The 22326-nt window shown below is 32.3% G+C and carries 22 protein-coding genes and 2 tRNA genes; 13 read left to right on the top strand and 11 right to left on the bottom strand.

All coding sequences use genetic code 11. From position 1 onward, the window contains the following. Positions 1 to 13: 13 nt before the first annotated feature. The 3 genes from A9601_RS10480 to A9601_RS10490 form a co-directional block, all read right to left on the bottom strand. Positions 14 to 1288, bottom strand: coding sequence for a competence/damage-inducible protein A (locus tag A9601_RS10480; RefSeq protein WP_011817749.1), 1275 nt, complete (start codon positions 1286 to 1288; stop codon positions 14 to 16). Continuing rightward, complete coding sequence (gene glyA / locus A9601_RS10485) at positions 1285 to 2556, bottom strand: serine hydroxymethyltransferase (protein WP_011817750.1); 1272 nt, start codon at positions 2554 to 2556, stop codon at positions 1285 to 1287. The genes A9601_RS10480 and glyA overlap by 4 nt, the downstream gene beginning before the upstream one ends. A gap of 77 nt (positions 2557 to 2633) precedes the next feature. Further along, a tRNA-Arg gene (locus A9601_RS10490) sits at positions 2634 to 2707 on the bottom strand. Positions 2708 to 2793: 86 nt separating this feature from the next. Between A9601_RS10490 and A9601_RS10495 the strand changes: the two genes are divergently transcribed. Then, entirely contained in the window at positions 2794 to 3045 is a 252-nt protein-coding gene (locus A9601_RS10495; RefSeq protein ID WP_041484587.1) for a hypothetical protein, read from the top strand. A gap of 12 nt (positions 3046 to 3057) precedes the next feature. Continuing rightward, complete coding sequence (locus A9601_RS10500; RefSeq protein ID WP_011817752.1) at positions 3058 to 3348, top strand: DUF3181 family protein; 291 nt, start codon at positions 3058 to 3060, stop codon at positions 3346 to 3348. Here the strand turns inward: A9601_RS10500 and murJ are convergent. Beyond that, the gene (murJ, locus tag A9601_RS10505; RefSeq protein WP_011817753.1) at positions 3345 to 4928 is read right to left on the bottom strand and encodes a murein biosynthesis integral membrane protein MurJ; all 1584 of its coding nucleotides are present in this window, start codon (positions 4926 to 4928) and stop codon (positions 3345 to 3347) included. The two genes, A9601_RS10500 and murJ, sit on opposite strands and share 4 nt — an antisense overlap. Positions 4929 to 4998: 70 nt before the next feature. On the opposite strand from murJ, the gene sfsA reads away from it, so the two are divergent. The 4 genes from sfsA to A9601_RS10525 all read left to right on the top strand — a co-directional run bounded on the left by sfsA (position 4999) and on the right by A9601_RS10525 (position 9329). Beyond that, complete coding sequence (gene sfsA, locus A9601_RS10510) at positions 4999 to 5739, top strand: DNA/RNA nuclease SfsA (RefSeq protein ID WP_011817754.1); 741 nt, start codon at positions 4999 to 5001, stop codon at positions 5737 to 5739. A 180-nt stretch (positions 5740 to 5919) separates the two neighbouring features. After that, positions 5920 to 7380 carry an ammonium transporter gene (locus A9601_RS10515; RefSeq protein ID WP_011817755.1) on the top strand — a complete coding sequence of 487 codons (1461 nt, stop codon included), beginning with the start codon at positions 5920 to 5922 and terminating at the stop codon, positions 7378 to 7380. Positions 7381 to 7468: 88 nt separating this feature from the next. Further along, positions 7469 to 8665, top strand: a complete 1197-nt coding sequence (locus tag A9601_RS10520; RefSeq protein ID WP_011817756.1) for a 4-hydroxy-3-methylbut-2-enyl diphosphate reductase — start codon at positions 7469 to 7471, stop codon at positions 8663 to 8665. A gap of 103 nt (positions 8666 to 8768) precedes the next feature. Then, positions 8769 to 9329, top strand: a complete 561-nt coding sequence (locus A9601_RS10525; RefSeq protein WP_011817757.1) for a DoxX family protein — start codon at positions 8769 to 8771, stop codon at positions 9327 to 9329. A gap of 1 nt (position 9330) precedes the next feature. Here the strand turns inward: A9601_RS10525 and purH are convergent, their stop codons facing one another. Beyond that, positions 9331 to 10884 carry a bifunctional phosphoribosylaminoimidazolecarboxamide formyltransferase/IMP cyclohydrolase gene (purH, locus tag A9601_RS10530; protein WP_011817758.1) on the bottom strand — a complete coding sequence of 518 codons (1554 nt, stop codon included), beginning with the start codon at positions 10882 to 10884 and terminating at the stop codon, positions 9331 to 9333. Between the two features lie 33 nt (positions 10885 to 10917). On the opposite strand from purH, the gene A9601_RS10535 reads away from it, so the two are divergent. Continuing rightward, positions 10918 to 11535 carry an alpha/beta hydrolase gene (locus A9601_RS10535; protein ID WP_011817759.1) on the top strand — a complete coding sequence of 206 codons (618 nt, stop codon included), beginning with the start codon at positions 10918 to 10920 and terminating at the stop codon, positions 11533 to 11535. Here the strand turns inward: A9601_RS10535 and A9601_RS10540 are convergent. After that, positions 11532 to 11900 (bottom strand): DUF3155 domain-containing protein, encoded by a 369-nt coding sequence (locus tag A9601_RS10540; protein WP_011817760.1) that lies wholly within the window; start codon positions 11898 to 11900, stop codon positions 11532 to 11534. The genes A9601_RS10535 and A9601_RS10540 overlap by 4 nt on opposite strands. 250 nt (positions 11901 to 12150) lie before the next feature. On the opposite strand from A9601_RS10540, the gene A9601_RS10545 reads away from it, so the two are divergent. Continuing rightward, positions 12151 to 13287, top strand: a complete 1137-nt coding sequence (locus A9601_RS10545) for a sensor histidine kinase (RefSeq protein ID WP_011817761.1) — start codon at positions 12151 to 12153, stop codon at positions 13285 to 13287. Here the strand turns inward: A9601_RS10545 and A9601_RS10550 are convergent. Continuing rightward, positions 13265 to 14005 (bottom strand): adenosylcobinamide-GDP ribazoletransferase, encoded by a 741-nt coding sequence (locus A9601_RS10550; RefSeq protein WP_011817762.1) that lies wholly within the window; start codon positions 14003 to 14005, stop codon positions 13265 to 13267. The two genes, A9601_RS10545 and A9601_RS10550, sit on opposite strands and share 23 nt — an antisense overlap. Positions 14006 to 14103: 98 nt before the next feature. On the opposite strand from A9601_RS10550, the gene tgt reads away from it, so the two are divergent. Both tgt and A9601_RS10560 read left to right on the top strand, forming a co-directional pair. Further along, a complete protein-coding gene (gene tgt, locus A9601_RS10555) occupies positions 14104 to 15222 on the top strand; it encodes a tRNA guanosine(34) transglycosylase Tgt (protein ID WP_011817763.1) in 1119 nt (372 codons plus the stop codon). Positions 15223 to 15255: 33 nt separating this feature from the next. Beyond that, positions 15256 to 15396 carry a photosystem II reaction center protein K gene (locus A9601_RS10560; protein WP_011375837.1) on the top strand — a complete coding sequence of 47 codons (141 nt, stop codon included), beginning with the start codon at positions 15256 to 15258 and terminating at the stop codon, positions 15394 to 15396. 26 nt (positions 15397 to 15422) lie between these two features. Here the strand turns inward: A9601_RS10560 and A9601_RS10565 are convergent, their stop codons facing one another. From A9601_RS10565 to A9601_RS10575, 3 genes are all read right to left on the bottom strand, one after another. Next, the gene (locus A9601_RS10565) at positions 15423 to 16427 is read right to left on the bottom strand and encodes a Gfo/Idh/MocA family protein (RefSeq protein WP_011817764.1); all 1005 of its coding nucleotides are present in this window, start codon (positions 16425 to 16427) and stop codon (positions 15423 to 15425) included. Between the two features lie 50 nt (positions 16428 to 16477). Beyond that, the gene (locus A9601_RS10570; protein ID WP_011817766.1) at positions 16478 to 17746 is read right to left on the bottom strand and encodes a hemolysin family protein; all 1269 of its coding nucleotides are present in this window, start codon (positions 17744 to 17746) and stop codon (positions 16478 to 16480) included. A gap of 18 nt (positions 17747 to 17764) precedes the next feature. After that, a tRNA-Ile gene (locus tag A9601_RS10575) sits at positions 17765 to 17837 on the bottom strand. Positions 17838 to 17977: 140 nt separating this feature from the next. Between A9601_RS10575 and pyrE the strand changes: the two genes are divergently transcribed. Together pyrE and A9601_RS10585 are read left to right on the top strand one after the other, a co-directional pair. Then, positions 17978 to 18538: an orotate phosphoribosyltransferase gene (gene pyrE / locus A9601_RS10580; protein ID WP_011817767.1), complete on the top strand. Its 561-nt coding sequence runs from the start codon at positions 17978 to 17980 to the stop codon at positions 18536 to 18538. A 10-nt stretch (positions 18539 to 18548) separates the two neighbouring features. Beyond that, positions 18549 to 19385 carry a folate-binding protein YgfZ gene (locus tag A9601_RS10585; RefSeq protein WP_011817768.1) on the top strand — a complete coding sequence of 279 codons (837 nt, stop codon included), beginning with the start codon at positions 18549 to 18551 and terminating at the stop codon, positions 19383 to 19385. Here A9601_RS10585 and A9601_RS10590 read toward each other — a convergent pair. Beyond that, a complete protein-coding gene (locus tag A9601_RS10590; protein WP_011817769.1) occupies positions 19371 to 20789 on the bottom strand; it encodes a TM0106 family RecB-like putative nuclease in 1419 nt (472 codons plus the stop codon). The two genes, A9601_RS10585 and A9601_RS10590, sit on opposite strands and share 15 nt — an antisense overlap. Before the next feature lie 80 nt (positions 20790 to 20869). On the opposite strand from A9601_RS10590, the gene A9601_RS10595 reads away from it, so the two are divergent. Further along, positions 20870 to 22324: a phosphoglucomutase/phosphomannomutase family protein gene (locus A9601_RS10595; protein WP_011817770.1), complete on the top strand. Its 1455-nt coding sequence runs from the start codon at positions 20870 to 20872 to the stop codon at positions 22322 to 22324. Positions 22325 to 22326 lie beyond the last annotated feature (2 nt).

Consider the following 22326-nt stretch of genomic DNA (forward strand, 5'->3'; position numbering starts at 1 on the left):
TTTGTAAAAATAGTTACTTACTATTAGATAATAGGATTAATCTGAGGCTGTTCAAACACACATTTACACTTAGTGTTTGAATTTCTACTCTATTTCGGGTTGAGTTAAATAGTTTTTTTATATTAGTTATATGATTATTCGGTCCAGAAATTGATATATAGACAAGTCCAACCGGTTTATCTTGACTGCCTCCTTTAGGACCAGCTATTCCACTAATTGCTATTGCCCAATCTGCTCCTAATTTTTCTTTTGCATTAATTGCCATGGACTCACAAACTTCTTCAGAAACAGCTCCATATTTTGTAAGCTTCTCTTCAGAAATATTTAATAATGAATTTTTTAGCTCATTACTGTAGGAAACTACACTACCTTTAAAAACTTTAGATGAGCCTGATATTGATGTTAGTGATGAAGATAGAAGGCCTCCGGTGCATGATTCAGCAAAAACAATAGTTTGGTTCCTCTCGGTTAATTCTCTTATTAAGACGCTAGGAAGAGTATCATCATTCTCTCCAAAAATAAATTTCGAAAAATCTTTTTTTAATTTTTCTTTTACAGGTTGAATAATATTTTTTGCTTCTAAATGATTCTTTGCTCGAGCTGTGATTCTTAGTTTAACCTCTCCTAAGTTTGCATATGGAGCAACAGTCGGGTTTTTAAGATTTAATAGATCATTAATTTTTTCTGCAACACTAGATTCTCCAATACCTGCAAATTTAAGAGTATTTGAAAAAAAGGAATAATTATCTGAGAATTTGGTTTTAATAAAATCACACGCCGTCTCTTCCCACATAGTTTTCATTTCACTTGGTACTCCAGGGAAAGTAAGAATAGTAAATCCTTCTATTGGTTCCCATATCATTCCCGGGGCAGTGCCCCTAGGGTTATTAATTATTTGAGCATTTTTTGGGAAGAGACATTGTTTCCTTAAGCTAGATGAATCGTCCTGGAGTTTTGAGTTTGGCAGTTTTTGTTTAATTTCATCCCATAAGTGCGGTCTTTCAAAAAGATTTACATTAAAAGATTTTGCTATTGCTTCAGTAGTTAAGTCATCTGGGGTGGGCCCCAAACCACCAGTTGTAATTAGAAGATTACTTCTTTTCGAAATTTCTTGAATTACTTTTACAATTCGATCACAATTATCACCAACAGTTGATTGCCTAAAGTGATTTAAGCCTAATTGGGACAACTGTTCAGAAATCCATTGAGCATTTGTATTTATAATATTTCCTAAGAGTAGCTCTGTTCCAATTGAAAGAATCTCAACTCCCTTGGAGTTAGGACTCATTTAATTGATGCTTCAAGTTTGCCTTCATAAAGAGGAAAACGATTACATAAGGTTAATACTCTTTCTTTACATTGACTTTCAATCAGTGAATTGTCTGGGTTAAGTAATCTATCAGCAATAATTTCGCCAACTTCAGCAAAAGCATTCTCATTAAAGCCTCTAGTAGTTAAAGCAGCAGTTCCTAACCTTAGTCCGCTGGTTACAAAAGGTGATTCAGGATCAAATGGAACAGTATTTTTATTTGCAGTGATATTAACTTCACTTACAAGCAAGTCAGCAATTTTACCAGTCATATTGATACTCCTTAAATCGAGTAAAACAATATGATTATCAGTGCCTCCACTAACGATATTGATACCTCTATTTATTAAAGTTGAAGCTAGAACTTTTGCATTTTTTATTACTTGTTGGGAATAATTAACGAAATCTGGCTGTAAGGCTTCTCTAAATGCGACTGCTTTAGCGGCTATTATATGTTCGAGGGGCCCGCCCTGAGTGCCAGGAAAAACAGATTTATCAAATTTCTTTCCAAATTCTGCATCTTTACATAAGATAAGTCCCCCTCTAGGCCCTCTTAATGTTTTATGAGTAGTTGTAGTTACTACATCACAATGAGGTATTGGATTTGGATGAAGTTTACTTGCTACAAGACCGGCAATATGTGCAATATCAGCCATTAAAAAAGCCCCAACTTCATCTGCAATATTTCTAAACGATTCAAAATCGATTGTTCTTGGATAAGCAGAATATCCGCATATGATCAATTTTGGTTTTTTTTCAAGTGCTATCTCTCTTATTTCATCAAAATTTAATTCACTAGTTTCTTTATTTACACCATAGTGAACTGCATTGAACCACTTACCACTCATATTTACTGGAGACCCATGTGTTAAGTGTCCACCATGAGATAAATCCATCCCCATGATTGTGTCGCCAGGTTTAAGTAGACTTAGGAAAACAGCAGCATTTGCCTGTGCTCCACTATGGGGTTGAACATTAGCCCAATTTGCATTAAATAATTTTTTCGCTCTCTGAATAGCTAATTCTTCGATTTCATCAACAAATTCACATCCCCCGTAATATCTTTTTTGAGGTAACCCCTCGGCGTATTTATTTGTAAGGACTGAACCTTGAGCCTGCATAACAGCAATTGATGCGAAATTTTCGCTTGCGATTAACTCAAGATGAGTTTCCTGCCTATTTTTTTCAGAGTTGATAAAATTTGATATTACTGGATCACTTTCTTTAAGATTTTGAAGGATATTCATTGAATTTGATAAGTAATACCCATAATATAGACGATATTTTTTAGAAAAATATAAAAAGAATATTTCAGAATTTTAAACGCGCCTGGAGAGATTCGAACTCCCGACACCCTGATCCGTAGTCAGGTGCTCTAATCCACTGAGCTACAGGCGCATAATTATGTAATATCTCTGTTTCAGGGTCTCTTAGTCAACTAGATTTCGGGTAAAATGTCTATTATTAACAATCTAATTATTAATATGCCTATAAAGTGGTACGGAAATGGGGATTTAGAAGATCCTATCTATAAACATTTTTCTCGAATAGTAAATTTTGTTATTCACTGCATGATATTTACTGCGATTGTAAGTGGAACGTGGCTTTTAAAAGAGATTAAATATGAAATCGGCTACTTTAATAATTTTGCAATTGTTTGGTCAGTTATTTTGGCATCTCATTTACTTTTCGTAATTATAAAAAAACCTAAAGATACTTCAAAACAATCAACTTAAATCAATACATTTATGGACTCTCAGATAAGTATAAGTGATTTAGAAAATGTTATTTCCGAAAAGGTTTTTATTAAAATAGAAAAGTGGAATTTGTACCTTGGAGACGCTGGCCTAGCTAGGCATCTTGCTATTGAATGTATCAGCAATAAAGATCAAGGCCCCTTGGAGGCAGCAAAATTAAGTTTGAAAGCAATAAATGTAAAAGTAGGTGATGGTGTTAATAGTATTCCACTCATTAATTTAATCACTCACTCACAAATTCTAGAATTAGAGGAGATTTTGGAAAGTTTTTTTAAAAATTAAATCATTTTTTTTGAAACTTTAAATTTATTTACTTTCAAGCATTTTGTAAGTAAAAAATAAATCACAAAAAAAGTTAGAGTTCCAAATATTAATATTAAAAATTCCGCGAGATTTGAATTGAAGTTATTGGTAGTTTGGAGAATAGTAAAACAAATTGTGCTGTCTATAAATGTTGCTAATGACATGAGGCTAATTTTCCTCAATAATTCCAGGTTAGGCAAAATGATATTTTCTTTGCGCAAATTGAAAGAAAGAAAAATACAAACTATAAGATTTACTATTACTGAAGATAAAATTATTCCCACGACTCCAAAATTATAAGGAGAAAGATTCCCAAAATTCTTAATTGGGGCACCAATTAAAAACCAATCAAAAATAATATTAAATATTATCCCTGCAAATGAAGACTTAAAAGGGAAGTTGGTTTTTTCAATTGAATAGTAAGTTCTTACTAATAAATCTCTATAAAGATAAAAAGGTATGCCAACTGCATAAGCAATTAATATATTCTTTACTTTTAAAGTTGCTGAATAATCAAAAGATCCTCTTTGAAAAACTAATTGTACGATTTGATTATTGAATGTTATAAAAAACCCGGTTAAAAAAATAGCTGTCAAGAAACAGTACTCTACCCCAGTTATCAATTTTTTTTGGAGACTTCTTTCGTCTTTTTCACTTCTCAATTTAGAAAATTTTGGAAGTAATGGCAGAATCAAGGAGTTAGATAATATCCCTAAGGGGGCTTGTATAAGAAAGTTTCCGTAAGCTAGTCCAGATGCTGCGCCTTGAAAACTTGAAGCGAAAAACATATCGATAAAAACATTAATTTGACTTAGACCTGATGAGATAGAGGCTGGAATAATTAGTTTGAAAATTCTCCTCTCTTCATCTTTAAATAAATTGAAGGTTGACTCTAATCTCAATAGACCAATTTTATTTATTTCCCAAATTTGAACAACAAACTGAATTAAAGTTCCTGTCAAAGTTGCAAATGCGAGTAATCCCGAATAAGCAAAAAAATTAGAAGATGTATTTTCTTGGTTGAAAATCCAATTAAATAAAATAAAAAAAATAATAGTTACGCTTGTTATTGCTGGACTTATGCTTGATAAAAAGAATTTTCTTTGGGAATTTAAGGCGCCAAAGCTTAAACCTATGAAGCCGGACAAAGGGATGCAAGGTGTAAGTATTTGTAATTGGTAAGTGGCAATAGATTTAGTTTCGTAACTTAAATTCGGGGCCAATAAATCAATTAATAAACTGGAATTCGAATAAATAAATATCGCTAAGATTAATAATAATATTGAAAGTTTTATGCTTACTTGAGTTAAAACAATCCCTCCATTTTTTTTGTTAAGCGGAGTTAAAACTGCAACTACTGCGTTATGCAATGGACCATTAATACCCCCAATGATTATTAGCAAAAAACCAGGAATTATATAAGCATAATTAAAGGCGTCGTATGTTACGCCAACCCCAAAAGCAGCAGCTATAAATATTTGTCTTATGCATCCAGCTAATTTACTTAGACTGGTACCAAACGAAATTGAAAAAACATTATTTTTTAAAAATGAATGCATTTGGATTCGTCTAATTTTTTCAATCAGTTTAAGTTTCAATTATATTTGATTTCAAACTAACGACATATTTATGAATGATCGGATAATTGATTTTGATCCATTAATAGAAGGGGTTTTAATTAAGAGGTATAAAAGGTTTCTTGCAGATATTGAATTAGAAAGTGGAGAGGTAGTAACTGCTCATTGTGCTAACACTGGCCCAATGAAGGGACTTTTGAGTGAGGGGGCAAAAGTGAGAATAAGTTTTTCCCCTTCTCCAAAAAGAAAATTACCTTTTACTTGGGAACAGATATGTGTTTTTAATGCAAAAAATGAGGAGGTTTGGGTAGGTATTAATACTCTATTTGCAAATAAGTTAATCAAAAAGGTTATTGAGAAAAATCTGCTAATAGAAAAAATAGGTGAAATAGAGACAATTAAATCTGAAGTTCCTTATGGAAAAGATAAAAAAAGCAGAATTGACTTTTTTTTAACCCCAAAATCTTCAAATCCTGATAAACGTAACATTTTCATTGAGGTTAAAAATACGACTTGGATTAAAGAAAATGTAGCTCTATTCCCAGATACAGTCACGAAAAGAGGCCAAAAACATCTTATGGAATTAAAGGAATTAATTCCTGAAAGTAAAAGTGTGTTGGCACTTTGCATAACGAGAAAAGACGCTTGTTTTTTTGCCCCTGGAGATGATGCAGATCCCTTATACGGCAGTCTCTTTAGAGAATCTTTAAGTGCAGGAATGATAACTATCCCATGTTCTTTTGAATTTCATAAAGACCACGTATCATGGAGAGGAATTAAACCTTTGAAATAAATTAAATCTTGATAATTTGAAACTCTTAAAAAAAAGATTTTTAAATTTAACAGATATAGTTTTATGGTGCAACTATAAAATTGGTAACAACGACTACTAGACACTAATAAGTTTTTTGAGCAAAATTAAATATGAAAGGAAACAGCACAAACTGTTTTTTTGCAGATCTAATTTTTTTTTATGACCACTGCTTTGCAAACGCCTCAAAGGCGCTCTAGGTCCAGATTACAAGATGCAAGTCTTGTTAATGGACCTATGCTCCTTTTGAGGAGTATTCGAGGATTTAGTTCAAACCGCTCAATGTTGTGGCTTGCGACAGTTCCTTTAGCTTTGTTTGGTTTAGGTATTTTTAATCTCTCAGCTCACGCAGCTGATTTACCTGAGTTGAATGCAGCTTTTCTTGCTAACAATTTATGGCTTTTGATCGCTACTATTTTAGTGATCTTCATGAACGCTGGTTTCGCTATGGTTGAGGCAGGTATGTGTCGTTCTAAGAACGCAGTAAACATCCTTGCTAAAAACCTATTCGTATTTGCTCTAGCTGTAACCTCTTATTGGTTTATCGGCTACTCATTAATGTACGGAGGTAGTGTTGCTGACGGATGGCTTTATTTTGGTGGCTTATTTTTTGATCCAACAGTTACTGCAGATATGGTAACTGATGCTGGATTAGTCCCAACAGTTGATTTCTTGTTCCAGTCTGCATTCGCAGGAACTGCGGCAACTATCGTATCCGGTCTTGTTGCTGAAAGAGTTAAATTTGGAGAATTTGTTGTTTTTGCTGTTGTATTAACTGCATTTATATATCCAATTGCTGGTAGCTGGAAATGGAATGGTGGTTGGCTTGATTCTTTGGGTTTTGTAGACTTTGCCGGTTCTTCAATTGTTCACTCAGTTGGAGCATGGGCTGGTCTTGTAGGAGCTATGCTTCTTGGACCAAGAATTGGCAAATACTCTGATGGAAAACCACAGGCTATGCCAGGACACAATATGGCTATAGCTACTCTAGGTGCATTAGTTCTATGGATAGGTTGGTATGGTTTTAACCCCGGTTCTCAACTTGCTATGGATCAATGGGTTCCATATGTTGCTGTAACAACTACTTTGGCAGCAGCAGCTGGTGCTATTGGTGCAACTATTGTTTCAACATTAACTTCTGGTAAGCCTGATCTTACAATGATAATTAACGGAATCCTTGCTGGTTTGGTTAGTATCACTGCTGGTTGTGGTGATATGACTCTTGCTGGAGCCTGGTTCGCAGGACTAGTGGGAGGAATAATCGTTGTATTTTCTGTTGCAGCACTTGATGCCGCTGAGATTGATGATCCTGTAGGCGCATTCTCTGTTCACGGAGTTTGTGGTGTATGGGGTACTGTTGTTATCGGTCTTTGGGGTACAGCTGTACAAGGTGACGGAGCAGGTATGGGATTGTTCAATGGCGGAGGTATTACCCTTCTTCTAGTTCAAGCTCTTGGTGCCGCAGCTTATGCTATTTGGACACTAGTTACTTGCTGGATTGCCTGGTCTGTAATTGGAGGATTATTCGGAGGAATCCGTGTATCTGAAGAGGAAGAGACTCAAGGTTTAGATATAGGAGAGCATGGAATGGAAGCATATCCAGACTTTGCATCTGCTAAATAATCTAACTAAAAATTAATTTAAGAAACCTGACTTATGTCAGGTTTCTTTTTTTTACGAAAAATTATTTAAAACGTTGTAATATAGGAAAATGGATACTCAAGCTTTTAGAAGATCTCTTCATCATTCTGATAGATACAATAGAAGGGGTTTCGATTCTCCAACAAAAAGAGCTCAAGCGTTAGAAGAAGCTTACCAAAGTGATTTGATAAGTTCTATCAGAGATAATGGTTTTACTTATACTAAAGGCAGACTAAATATAAAGTTGGCCCAAGCCTTCGGTTTCTGTTGGGGAGTTGAAAGAGCTGTAGCAATGGCTTATGAAACCAGAAGACATTACCCTAATGAGAATATTTGGATAACAAACGAAATAATTCATAATCCCTCGGTTAATGATCATTTAAGAAAAATGAATGTGAAATTCATTTCAGCTAAAAATGGAATCAAAGATTTTTCTTTAGTTTCTAATGGAGATGTTGTTATACTTCCTGCTTTTGGAGCGACTGTTCAAGAAATGAAACTCTTACATGAGAAAGGTTGTCATATTATTGATACAACATGTCCATGGGTTTCTAAGGTTTGGCATACGGTTGAAAAACATAAAAAACATGTTTTCACATCTATAATTCATGGAAAATTTAAGCATGAAGAGACTCTTGCTACAAGTTCATTTGCAGGTAAATATTTAGTTGTACTTGATCTAGAAGAAGCAAACTACGTATCTGAATACATTCTGGGGAAAGGAAATAGAAATGAGTTTATGAATAAATTCTCTAAAGCTTTTTCTAATGGATTTGATCCTGATAAAGATTTAGATAGAGTGGGTGTTGCAAATCAGACAACTATGCTTAAGAGCGAGACTGAGGAAATTGGTAAGGTCTTTGAAAGGACGATGTTAAAAAAATTTGGGCCAGAAAACTTAAATAGTCACTTCTTAGCTTTTAATACTATTTGTGATGCAACTGAAGAAAGACAAGATGCAATGTTCTCTTTGGTTGATGAAGACCTTGATATTTTAGTAGTTATTGGAGGCTTCAATTCTTCCAATACTACTCACTTACAGGAAATAGCAATTACTAAAAATATTTCTTCTTTTCATATTGATACGCCTGAGAGAATATCAGTTAAAGAAAACTCAATATTTCACAAGCCATTAGGATCAGAATTAGAACTTAAAAAAAATTTTCTACCTAGTGGAAAAATTAATGTTGGAATTACCTCAGGTGCTTCCACTCCTGATAAGGTCGTGGCAGATGTTATTGAAAAGTTAATTGATATTGCTTCCTGAATTTGTTATTCATTTATAAATTTGCTTAGTTTTTTAAATTTATTAGTCAGATAATTCCAAAAGATCAACTTTATTAACTAGAATAATGAAAACTTAATGAAGTATGGAAGACAAAGCACAAACTAATCAGGTTCAAGCTGCAAGTATAAATAGAGCTAAAGCGCCGCAAAAAGTTGAAGTTGTAGTTGCAAATTCATCTTCAGGGTCAGAAGTAAATATCCTTGGAGAACTATCGATTTTTGTTTTAAGAATAGGTTTTTGTGCTTTGATGATTCATCATGGCCTAGAAAAACTTCAGGATCCACAAGGATTTGCTGAGTTTGTAGTTGGTAAGTACTTCCCATTTTTGCCAGGAGATCCTGTTATTTGGACTTTTGGAGCAGCAATTACTCAATTAGTATGTCCAATAGGATTAGCTTTAGGAATTTTTGCTAGGCTTTCTTCACTTGGTCTACTCTCCACTATGGCATTTGCTGTTTATTTTCATCTCCTAGATACTGGACTAGAAGGTTTTCCTTTGGCAGTGGTTGAAGGTCATAATTATGCTTTCGAATTATCTTTTATATACGGGGCTATTTCCCTCTACTTTCTATGTGCAGGTCCAGGCAGGCTATCTTTATTTAGAAAAACTAACAAGATTACATATTATCCAAAATCAACATAATTTAATGTAAAAAATGTCTTTTTTGCGTAAATACCATTGAGATTCCTTTTGAATTACACATATCAATACTTTCTTGGTCTCTTAGACTTCCTCCAGGTTGAATAATAGCTTTTATTCCATATTCATTTGCTATTTCTACAGTATCTGCAAATGGGAAAAACCCATCGCTAGCCAAGACAGCATCAGAACATAACCTTCCAGCTGCTTTTAATGCAATTTTTGCTGCTCCAACTCTGTTCATTTGCCCAGCTCCAATACCAATAGTTTTTTGGTCTTTTGCAATAACAATTGCATTAGATTTAACATGTTTACAAATTTTCCATGCAAAATTTAGATCTAAGTTAATTTGATTACTTGGATTTTTATTAGTTACTGAAATCCAATTTTCAGTTTTTTCTTCACTATCGTCAGTATCTTGAACTAGTAATCCTCCCATTATTGATTTAGTAGAATTTTGATTCTTTTGTGGAAGTTGATCTTTTGAAATCTTTAAGATTCTTAAATTCTTTTTAACTTTTAAAATTTCTAAAGCTTCTTCATCAAAAGATGGAGCGACGACACACTCTAAGAAAATATCTTTGAGGTGAATTGCTGTCTCACTATCAACATTTGAATTAAAAGCAACTATTCCTCCAAATGCACTTACAGAGTCGCATTCTAAAGCATTCAAAAATGCTTTAGAAGCTGAATTACTCATAGAGGCACCACAAGGATTATTGTGTTTTAAAATAACAGAGGCAACCATATCGGTTGCAAGTTCATCTTTTTCTGTGTAGCCAAATTCTAAAACTGTTGAAAGTGCCGACTCTAGATCTAATAGATTGTTATAACTTAAGTCTTTTCCTTGTAATTGCTCTGCTGAGTTCCATCCAATGTTACTTAAACCATACCAAAAAGCTTTTTGATGTGGATTCTCTCCATATCTTAAGGTTTTGATTAGTGGATAAGATTCAATATATTTAGAAGATTGTAAATCTCTTTCTTTTCTTATCCAATTAGATATTGCAGTGTCATAATCTGCTGTATGTTGAAAAGCTTCAAGGGCTAATTTTGCTTTATATGAGTCTTTCAATTCACCTTTTTTACTTTCTTCAAGAAAACTTTGATACTGACTAGAATCTACTAAAACGGAAACATCTTTATGATTTTTAGCTGCAGAACGAATCATAGATGGCCCTCCGATATCGATATTTTCAATAGCATCTTCCCATTTAGCTCCCCCATCTACAGTTTTTTTAAAAGGATATAAATTGACAACTACCAAATCAATTAACTCAAGATTGTTAGCTTCTATATCTTTTTTGTGTTCCTCATCAGTTCTTATAGCTAATATTCCCCCGTGTATTTTTGGATGTAAAGTTTTAACTCTTCCTCCAAGAATTTCCGGAGAATTAGTAAAATCAGCAACTTTAATAACTGGAATTTTTGCCTCTATAAGATGTTTGGCAGTTCCTCCACTTGATAGAATTTTATAATTGAAATGCTCTACCAATTCCTTGCAAAATGGGATTATATTTTTTTTATCAGAGACACTTACTAAAGCTAATGGAGACATTATGGGAAAGTTTACTTACTTAAGAATATAAACATGAAATATGCCATCAATCATGAATTTGTCTCGATTAGCTCTCAAACTGCAACTCATAGAATTATTTTGATGCATGGTTGGGGAGCTGACTCAGATGACCTTTTAATATTTGGAAAGGAGATGAATGAAAAAATAAATCTTGATTTTGAGGTAATTTCTTTGAGAGCTCCTGGAATACACCCAAGCGGTCAGGGAAGGCAGTGGTATGGATTATACCCACATGATTGGAATGGAGCTGAGGTTGAAGTAAATAAACTTTTAGTAACATTAAAAAAATTTGATACTGATCAGATTCCACTTAGAAAAACGATTTTGTTGGGGTTCTCTCAGGGGGCGGCAATGGCAATTGATGTGGGATTTAAGTTGAATTTTGGATTAATTGTTGCTTGTAGTGGTTATCCTCACCCTAACTGGGCCCCAGGAGAAAAATTCTCGCCATTAATTATTAGTCATGGTTTATTCGATGATGTTGTGCCTATAGATGCTTCTAGGACTATTTATGAAAAGGTAAAGAGTAAGTCTTCTAAATTTTGTGAATTATTAGAATTCGATGGATTTCATCAAATTGATTCAAATTTAATTAATTTTATAAGTTCAAATATAAGTAATATTTTTTAAACAAAAGCATATTCATATTCTTCAATCTCTTCCCAATCATCTGCAGTAAGTTCAAGACCCTCAAATATTTTTTCTTCACCAATTCCTTCAACTACAACTTTTAGTGATGGAAATAGAAAATGATTTTCTTCAGCATATTGGGCGCTAAATAAACCTTTTTCACCCCAAAAAAATCTATCGGTGGTGTGTTCATTTCTTCTGACATTGAAAACTGAGGGCGCAGAGAGACCATTTTCAGCTATGAATCTTCTTGCTGCTGTAACTGGTTTATGTTTGCCAGTTTCGATATGATAAATAGGTACATGTGCCATTACTCTTTGGCCAGCCAATCTTCTTCTACTGATTCTTTTTCTTTTTTTTGACATTGATTGGTACTCCTGAAATTATTAATGAGATTAGTCTTATTTATTTTTACTAATCTTATATATGTGATTTTAAATTCACTTCAAATTACATAGAGGACCCATCAACCCCTGATGTAGCTTAAAATATGATTAAATATTCATATTTAAGGCTGGCTAAAGTCAGACCTCTTTATATATCTTAATACTTTTTTCATATTTTACAAGCCCTTTTTCAAGTTTTTTTTAAAAATTTCTCAAAATTTCATTAATTATGAATCTTTCAAAAAAATTTGAAGAACTTATTCAAAAACAACTAGAGAGTTTTGGTTGCTCAATGGGCGTAACTAATTTAGTTATGTATCTCGCTGCAGCCAAGCAAGGGACTAAAGCATCTTTTGAAATGATTGGTCAATGGCCAAAAATTGATAAGCTACTTAAATCAATAGAAGATGATCCTTCACTAAAAGTGTCATCGCCTAATAGAAGATGGTACCCACTTCAAGAAAACGATATTCTACTTGGTGTCCTTAGAGTCGAAACTGATTTGAAAGAGGGTAATTGGCCGGTATCTCTTGATTCTAGATTAAAAGCGCTTTCAATATCTTTAGCTAAATGCGTCTCTATCGAATTAGAATGTCAAAATAAAAATGAAGAAGTCAATTATTTAAAAAATCAGGTCAATGTCATAGTCCATCAAATAAGAAATCCATTGGCTGCTATTAGGACATATGCGAAATTACTAATAAAAAGACTTGGTTCAGATGATGACTCTATTGAAATAGTCGAACGCATGATAATAGAGCAAAAACAAATTAATCAATATATGGATTCTTTTGCGCAATTAAATTCACCTATTCAACTTCCCTTAGAAATTGGAGAGGAAAGATTGTTACTACCGCCAAATTTAGATAATAAAAAGGTAATAACTGTTCAGAGTTTATTGAGGCCAATATTAGAAAGGGGTAAAGCTAATGCGGACTTAGAGAATAGAGATTGGACTGAACCTTATCTTTGGCCAGATTGGACTTTGTCGCCACTAAAGGCAAAATATGCTGTAATTGCTGAAATTGTGGCAAATCTATTAGAAAATGCGTTTAAATATGCCCAACAAGATGCTGAAATTGGAATCGCCATCACGAGTAATGGACTTTGTATCTTTGATGATGGTAAAAAAATAACTAAGAATGAAAACGAGAAAATTTTTGAAAAAGGATTTAGAGGATCTGCCGCTAAAAAGAAGGATGGTACTGGTGTGGGACTTTTTTTGGCGAGGAAACTAGCAAAACAAATTGGAGGAGATTTGAGATTGCTGGAAAATAACTCGGTTGATAATACTGCGAAATCAAAAAATCTTAAGAAGAAAAATATTTTCTATTTAGAACTACCTATAAAAGAATTGCATGCATAAACAACATTGCAGTTTCAACTAGTACAACACTTGCGCCGCAGGCATCTCCGTTGAAGCCTCCAATTTTATTACCCAGTATGTTTGGGATAGAATAGCTTAGAAAGATACCAATCAAAATAAGAATTAAAAATTTAATTAATATTGTTTGGGATGTAATTGAAACTAATTGGTATGAAATGAAAATTAAAAGAAAAATAATTGAGATCAAAGATTCTTTTTTAAATCCATTCCAAAACTTTTTGTGACTAATAGATTTTTTCTTATAACTCATATATTTAAACTTTTCTATAAAAAATAAATTTGAAAATCTTCCCCAAAATAAGCATATAGGTAAAACAAAAATTATTAGGCTTTGAATTTTCAGTATGCAAGCAATTTGAATTAGAGTTATAAAAATTAAAGCTTGTACGCCAAAGGAACCAACTTTACTGTCTTTCATGGCTTTTAAGCGTTTCTTTTTACCCGCAAAAATACCATCGAAAGTATCCATCAAACCATCAATGTGTAGACCACCAGTAATTAAATATCCTGAAGCTAAACAAATTAATGCAGATGCATAAATTGACCAAGAGTTTGTTGCAAAAAAAAGAAAAATATAACTCTGTATTGTTCCAATCAAAAATCCTAAAGGCGGGGCAAATTGTGCAATATTTTTAAATTCGGGATTAATTAAAGGTATCTTTGGAAATGTTGTATAGAAAATCCAAGATCCTGCCAAATTTTTTATTAAATATTTTTTGATGATATAAAAATAGATTCAATATTAAATAATAGGGTAGATTAATGAAAAAGGATCAAAAAATTTTATAAATTATCGTGTTTGAATTTGAAATTACATCGAATTGCAGTAATACAGCAGCAAGAACTGGTATATTTCATACACCAAATGGTCAGGTAAACACACCAAAATTTATGCCTGTGGGTACTTTGGCAACGGTTAAAGGAATTTCATCTAAGCAGTTAACCTCCACAGGATCAGAAATGATTCTTTCAAATACCTTTCATCTGCATTTACAACCTGGAGAAAAACTAGTTAAAGAATCTGGCGGAATACATAAGTTCATGAATTGGCCTAAGCCTATTCTTACTGATTCAGGAGGATATCAAGTTTTTAGTTTGGCCAAATTAAATAATATTTCTGATAAAGGCGTGGAATTTAAAAATCCAAGAGATGGTAGTTATGTATTTTTATCACCTGAAAAAGTAATACAGATTCAAATGGATCTTGGATCGGATGTCGCGATGGCTTTTGATCATTGTCCTCCGCATACAGCTAACGAAAATGATATTGAGGACTCTTTACAAAGAACTCATTCATGGTTACAAAAAAGTGTTGAGACTCATCAGAAATCTAATCAAGCATTATTCGGTATAGTTCAAGGTGGAAAGTATCCTAAATTGAGAGAATACAGTGCAAAATATACAAGTTCTTTTGATCTTCCTGGAATAGCAGTGGGAGGTGTAAGTGTTGGCGAGACAGTCGAAGAAATACATAGTGTAATTAATTACGTCCCGAAATTCTTACCAATAAAAAAACCAAGATATTTAATGGGAATTGGCTCCTTAAAAGAAATTTCTCTTGCTGTTGCTAATGGATTCGATATATTTGACTGTGTTTTGCCTACAAGACTAGGAAGACATGGGACTGCATTTTTTAATGATGAAAGACTGAATTTGCGAAATGCTCGATTTAAAAATGACTTTTCTCCGATTGATAAAACTTGTAAATGTGAAACCTGTAAATCCTATTCTCGAGCATATTTGCATCATCTAATTAGAAATGACGAAATATTAGGACTAACTCTCATCAGTTTGCATAATATTGCTCACTTAATAAGATTTACCAATGCAATTTCTACTGCAATTAGAGATAATTGTTTTACAAATGATTTCGCTCCTTGGAAAACATCCTCTATTGCTCACCATACGTGGTAACGTCTTATCATAATTAATTAAATTACCAAAAAGGTGCTCATTCTATTTAATACATTCGCTGAATTGCCCGAGGCTTATAAAGCCTTTGCTCCAACTGTTGATGTTCTTCCACTGATTCCTTTATTTTTCTTTTTATTAGTGTTTGTTTGGCAAGCTGCTGTTGGATTTAAATAAAATTCTTTTAGTTTAGATTGTTAGTATTAGAAAGGATTTTCAAGTAAAATTGCATCTCCAGAATTTTCTACAGCACGCTCTATAAAATCAGCAATTTTCAAAGCTCTTGAGGCTTGCTCACCATCTACCTCAGGTGTCTCTTTACCTTGAACGCACTTAAGAAAATGCTCCAGTTCTGCATAAAGAGGTTCAATGGAGGTTGTGCTAACTTCTTCGACATATCCATCATTTCTATAAACTAATTCTCCATGCTCAGCTGTGTATGATTCATGAGACTTTCGATGGATTTGTAAAGAGTGATTTAAAAAATCAGTTTCTACTAGGCTATTTTGGCAGTGAGCACTTAAATTTCTAATTTTTTTGTGACTCATTTTGCTTGCAGTTAGGCTTGCAATAACATTATTTTTAAAAACTAAAGTAGCATTGACATAATCTATTAATCCTTCGCTATTTCTTCCTCCAACTGCTGCTAATTTTTGTATTTTTGAGTTTACAAGCTCCAAAATAAGATCAATGTCATGAATCATTAAATCCATTACGACAGATACATCATTTGCTCTGTCTGCATGAGGACTGTGCCTCCTTGCTTCTAAAACAACAATTTCTTCATTATTTACTATTTTATTTAATTCTCTGAAAGCAGGATTAAATCTTTCAATATGCCCAACTTGTAATAGACAGTTACTCTCATTAGCGGCCTCTATCAAAGATTTTGCTTCCAACTCGTTAGCTGCAATTGGTTTTTCAATGAGAACGTTAGCTCCTCTCTTAAGACAATCTAGTCCTACTTTTTGATGAAGTAGTGTTGGGACGGCGATACAGATAGCATCAACTTTTGGAATTAGGTCCTTATAATCTTTGAACCATTCACATTGAAATTGTTCAATAGCTAATTTGCCTCTCTCTTCATTTGGATCTGCGACTCCAATGAGATTTGCATCTTTGAGTAAACTTAGTACTCGAGCATGATGCCATCCCATATTTCCTATACCTATGACTCCAACCTTTACGGGTGATGAGGTTGGTTGCATAATTTTAAATCCATATATTCATTATCATTATCCTCCATGGGGAGTCACATTTAGCTTTTGGGAAGAATTATTTTAACACGATCAATTTTTGGACCTGACATAGAAATAACTTCAAATTTAATATTATTAAAATCTAAAACGTCGCCAATTTTTGGGACCATTTGAAATTTTTCTAACATAAATCCAGCAAGGGTATGATAATCAATACCTTCTGGAATAGAACATCCTATCTTTTTATTGATTTCAATAATTTCTGATTTTCCAGCTATTGACCATTTTTTAGATAAATTATCTAACATTCTCATGTCTGAATAAATTCTATTATTAAGCATTTCCTCTCCAACTATTTCGCCATTTAGATCAGCTGCAGTTATTAGTCCCTCTGTCCCGCCGTGTTCATCAACTACCAGTAAGAATGGATTGTAGTCTCTTACTATTGGAAATATTTCTGCTAGTGAACATGTTTCTATTATTTTTGTGACGGGTAAAAGGAATGGCTCTAATGATGTATCGGCTTCCATTTCACCTTTTGATATTGGCTTAGCTAGATAACGCAAATCTAATACACCTAATACATCATCTAAAGACTCACCAATTACAAAGAAGCGAGCATGTCGAGTTTTATCTACTTGTTTCATAAGTTCTGAAAAGGTTATATTTTTTGGCAAAGTTACCATTTCGGATCTTGGAATCATCACTTCTTTAACTTGTGTATCTTTTAAAGCAAAAACTCCTTCAAGAATATTCTTCTCATCTGGTTTTAAACCTGTTACGTTATCTGTTTCTATAAGAGTTTCTAATTCTCCAGCAGATAAACCCGAGTTTAAAGAATCCCATTTGTTATTTAAATTGAACAAGCCTAAACAGGCACTAGCGAAGAATCCTATTGTTTTCACTATAGGATTCATAGATTTTCTCACGGCGTCGAATATTGTGGTTAACCTTAATGCAGCAGATTCTGGATTATTAATTACTAAAGCTTTTGGAATTAGTCCAGAAATAAGAGTAACAACTAAAACAACAAATAAAAATAATAGAAGATCATAAAATCTATCTGATAAATTATTGCTTTTCCAATAGTCATTAGCCAGGTTATTGCTGAGCCATCCAATCGCAACTAATGAAATTGTTACTCCAAATTGAGAAGCAATTAGTGAAGATCTAAAGCGTTTTTGAATTTTTAAAATTGAAAAAGCTCCTTTCTTTTTTTCTTCTATTAACCTTAAAACTTTACTTGGCCTTATTAATAAAAAAGAGAGTTCACTCGCTGCGAAAAAAGCTGGTAAAAATAAAAGAAAAAAAAGTAGAGTTATTTTCATTCTATGACAAATGAATAATGGGGGTGGCGAGGATCGAACTCGCCTTAGCCAAATTATGAGTTTGGTGCATTCACCAGATTGCTACACCCCCAAGGAAATTTATGTAATTTTAATTACATTGATTTTCAATATACAATATAAAAATAATATTTCAAAAAACACCTCATTAGGAAGTTTTTGTGAGATTTCTTTTTTTCTTCTAATCTTTAAATATCAGTTTAACTTTTACTAATGGGCAAATTTTCTAATAAATATGATCTAAATAAAGCAAAATTATTAAAACAGTTAATTGAAAAATCTTACAAAAAAGGGAATTTCACTTTATCTTCAGGGAAAAAAAGTAATCATTACTTGAACTGTAAACCAGTGTCATTAAATGGCGAAGGCTTAAACTTAATCAGTGATTTATTTTTAGAGTTAAAGGACTCAAGGTCAAAAGCTGTAGCAGGATTGACATTAGGTGCAGACCCTATAGTAAGCGGATTAATTGTCAAAGCAGCTTTGCATGGCCTAGACCTTGATGGTTTAATAATTCGGAAAGAAATCAAAAAATACGGTACCAAAGCTGGAATAGAGGGCCCTAAATTAGAAGAAGGAACTTTGGTAACTGTCTTAGAGGATGTGGTTACAACTGCTGGTTCAGTAATAAAAGCTATAAAAAAATTACGAGAAAATAATTATGTTGTTGAGGAAGTTTTGTCTATAGTTGATAGGCAAGAAGGGGGATTAGAAGCCCTTGAAGATGAAAATGTTAAATTAAAGAGTCTTTTTACAATAAAAGACTTTTTATAATTATTTCAAAATGCAAGATATAAAAAAAAAGTTTTGGCTTGAAAAATTTGATTGTTTTTCAATTACTGGAAAAGATGCCAGGAAATTTTTGAATGGAATAACAACTGGTAATATTCTTAATACAGAAAATAAAGTTATCAAAACTTGTTGGTTAACTCCAAATGGAGTACTAAGGTCATTAATTGAAATTGTTTTTTTAGAAAGAGGCTTAGAAGTAATTATCTTGGTGGGTAACACAAATGAAATAATTGATTACTTTAATCAAATTATTTTTCCAGCGGACGATGTACTTCTGGGTGAACCTTCCTTGATAAATAGAATTCAGGAAATTGATGAATCTAGTTCATGGAGAACTTACCAGCCTATTTTCTTCAAAATAGAAGATAAAGAATTTGAAATATATAAAAATAAACTAAATTTACTAAATCCCAATGATTTAAAACTTTGGAAGATTAATCAGGCAATACCCTCATTAGAAATGGAAATAAACGGAAAAAATAATCCTCTTGAGCTTGGATTACAAGATCTTATAGATTTTAATAAAGGTTGTTATTTAGGACAAGAAACAATGTCAAAAATAAAAAATGTTTCTTCTCTAAAACAGGAAATAAGAATTTGGAAATCAATTGAATCTAATTTGAATTTAGACTTAAAAGATAAAAATTTATATATAAATTCTGCCAAGGATATTTCTGTAGGTAAAATCACTAGTTTTTTTAAATCAGATTGTGAAACAAAAGGTTTAGCTATGATAAAAAGAAAATATTTAAAGGAAGAAAGTTATTTTTTTTCAGAAATTTTTGGAAAAATTATTATAAATAAATCTGTAGGGTCAATTTTTCTTTAATCGATTTTTGATTAAATATTCTGCAATTTGTAGAGTAGCAAAACAATCATCTTTGTTATATTGGATAATTTTCTTTAAAAATATTTGGTTTTCTGTAATTTGATATTGAATCCACCAATAAAGTGCTTTCGAGCCACTTACATTTTTCTGTGCCCATTCAAATCCAAGCCAATTAGAAACAGTTTTTAAGCCATAGTTTTTTAGTGGTAATATCCAAGACTTTCTTATTAAGGTATGTAAGTCAATAAATCTTGAGGTAAGTGAATCAATTTCTTCAAAACTAAAATTTAGTTCTTTAGCAATATTAATTATTGATATTTTTTCAGTTTCTCCGTAATGCAAAACTGGCAATTCCTTGTGTGAAAAAAGTTTTTCAATAATTTGACTGTAAGATTCTCCTTCATTGTTTTTAAGATTTAAGATTGGTTCATAAGTAAGATCTTCTTTTTTTATAGACAAATTATTTACTTTTAAAAATCCATATAAAAAATCATGCTTTTCATCTGGATTTGACTCAATATCAAAGATATAAAATCCCGAACATATTTTTTCTAATAAATCTTCCGTATTATTTTTATTAGAAATGAAATATGGTTCTCCAGAGATATATGCTTGTGCTTGCTTTACAAATATGGATGCTTTTTCATACTTCTGATCTTTGAATGTTGATAATTTCTCTACAAGTTGTTTTTCGCTACACGAAGCTAATGTTTGGGTATTAGTTATTCCGTTTGCGTTGAGTAAAGAGGCCGTTTTGGACCCTATTCCATCTATATCTGTTAGATATCCATTTTCTTTTGCTTCTTTGTCACAAAATTTTTGCCATGAACAGATGGTACATTTTTTTCTATCTTGAGTTATTTCTGGTATAGATCCCTCCAAGCATTCATTCAAATTTAATAACACATTTAAAACTTTTTTTCTTAATTTTTTATTTAAATAAATCTCTTCAACTTTAACTTTTTTATAAAAAGTTGAAATTACTAATCCTTTCTCAATTTTAGATTCTTGAAAAGATTCCAAAAGCATAGAACAAAAAGCTAAGTCGAATAAATGTTCTTTAGTTGTTTTGTGGCCTAACTTATAAACAGCAGGTAAATATTTATATTCTCCCCATTTACTTTTACCTTTAGTCTTTAAAAGTAATTGTGGAAGTATCTCTGCGTTTATATTTTGGAAAAGATTCCCTTTGATTTTTAATCCAATTACCCCTTGATAACCATTTTCACATGCTTTTAATCCTGAATATATTTCACCATTACAAAATTCAGAGAAAATTTGAAACTGATTAATTTTATCTATAGCTTTATGGGGAGACCAAACTTCATAAGATTTTTTACCCTTAAAATCGAGCCATGCTTTTCTTTTGCATCTTGTAAAACTTTTTAAATGAAGAGAATTCAAATTATTTTTTAAGGGCGGTTTTAAAATTTACTCATATAAATTAGTATAGATAATTAGAAGAAATCAAGGAAATTTGAAATTTGAGAGCTGATAAATTAGATAAGATAAAATTTGGAACTGATGGTTGGAGAGGAATTATTGGTTTTGACTTTAACCTGTCCAATCTTTCAAGAGTTGTTGTAGCTGCATGTCAGGAGTTACATTATCAATACTATAAAGAAGTTAATTCAAAGAAAATTATTATTGGATATGATCGTAGATTTATGGCTTGTGAATTCGCCAAGCAAATAGTGCCCTTTGTAAGAGGATGTGGTTTCGAACCGATCTTATCTGATGGCTTTGTTACAACGCCCTCTTGTAGCTTCTATGCCAAAGAAGTCGGTTGTCTTGGAGCGTTAGTAATTACAGCAAGTCATAATCCATATAATTGGCTAGGTCTGAAAATAAAGAGCTTAAATGGATGTTCTGTTGACGAATCTTTTACAAGAGAAGTTGAAAAAAGATTAATGCTTGGAAATTCAATTGAAAAAATAGATGGTATTACTCAGTTGGTAGATATTAAGAAATTTCATTTAGATAGAATTAAATCCCTTTTTGATATTAACTATATTTCCAAGAGATTAAAAAAAATGAAATTGAAAATTTTTGTAGATTCTATGCATGGTTCAGCTGCAAATTGTATGGCTGAGATTTTTGCTTCTAATGATTTAGAGGTTATTTCAGAAATCAGGAAAGATGCTGATCCTTTTTTTGGAGGAAAACCTCCTGAACCTCTTCTGAATTATGCAGATGATCTAAAACAAACACTAATGAAAAATTCAACAAATGAAGTGAAAACTTTAGGAATTATATTTGATGGTGATGGTGATAGAATTGCGGCAATTGATGAAAAAGGAAGATACTCTAGTACTCAAGATTTACTCCCATACTTTATTAAATATTTGGGCGAAATTAAAAATAATTCTTATCCAGTTTTAAAGACAGTTAGTGGTTCAGATATTATTAAAAATATTTCAGAGAGTCAAAATAGAGATGTTTTTGAACTTCCGGTTGGCTTTAAATATATTGCTGAAAAAATGATTAAAGGAAAAATATTTATTGGAGGAGAGGAATCTGGGGGAGTTGGTTTTGGTGACTTTATGCCTGAAAGAGATGCTCTATATGCAGCAATGGTTTTACTAAATGGAATTGCTGAAAAATCTCAATATTTATATGAAACTTTAGATGAAATTCAAGAAGACTTTGGGCCAAGTTTTTATAAAAGAATTGATATTAAATTTCCAAATCAGTCAGAAAAAAATAACGTAAAAGAATTTATCATAGATAATATTCCTGAGAATATTAATAATCACAAGTTAAAAAGTATCTCAAAGATCGATGGAATAAAATTGAGAATTGATAAAAATTTTTGGCTTCTTTTTAGGTTTTCAGGAACGGAACCTCTTTTAAGGTTATATTGTGAAGCACCAAAAGAATCTTATCTAATTGAGGTATTAGAGTGGGGGCAAGAATTTATAAATTTGGCAAGAAAATAAGG

Source organism: Prochlorococcus marinus str. AS9601, from assembly GCF_000015645.1.
Taxonomy (GTDB): domain Bacteria; phylum Cyanobacteriota; class Cyanobacteriia; order PCC-6307; family Cyanobiaceae; genus Prochlorococcus_A; species Prochlorococcus_A marinus_O.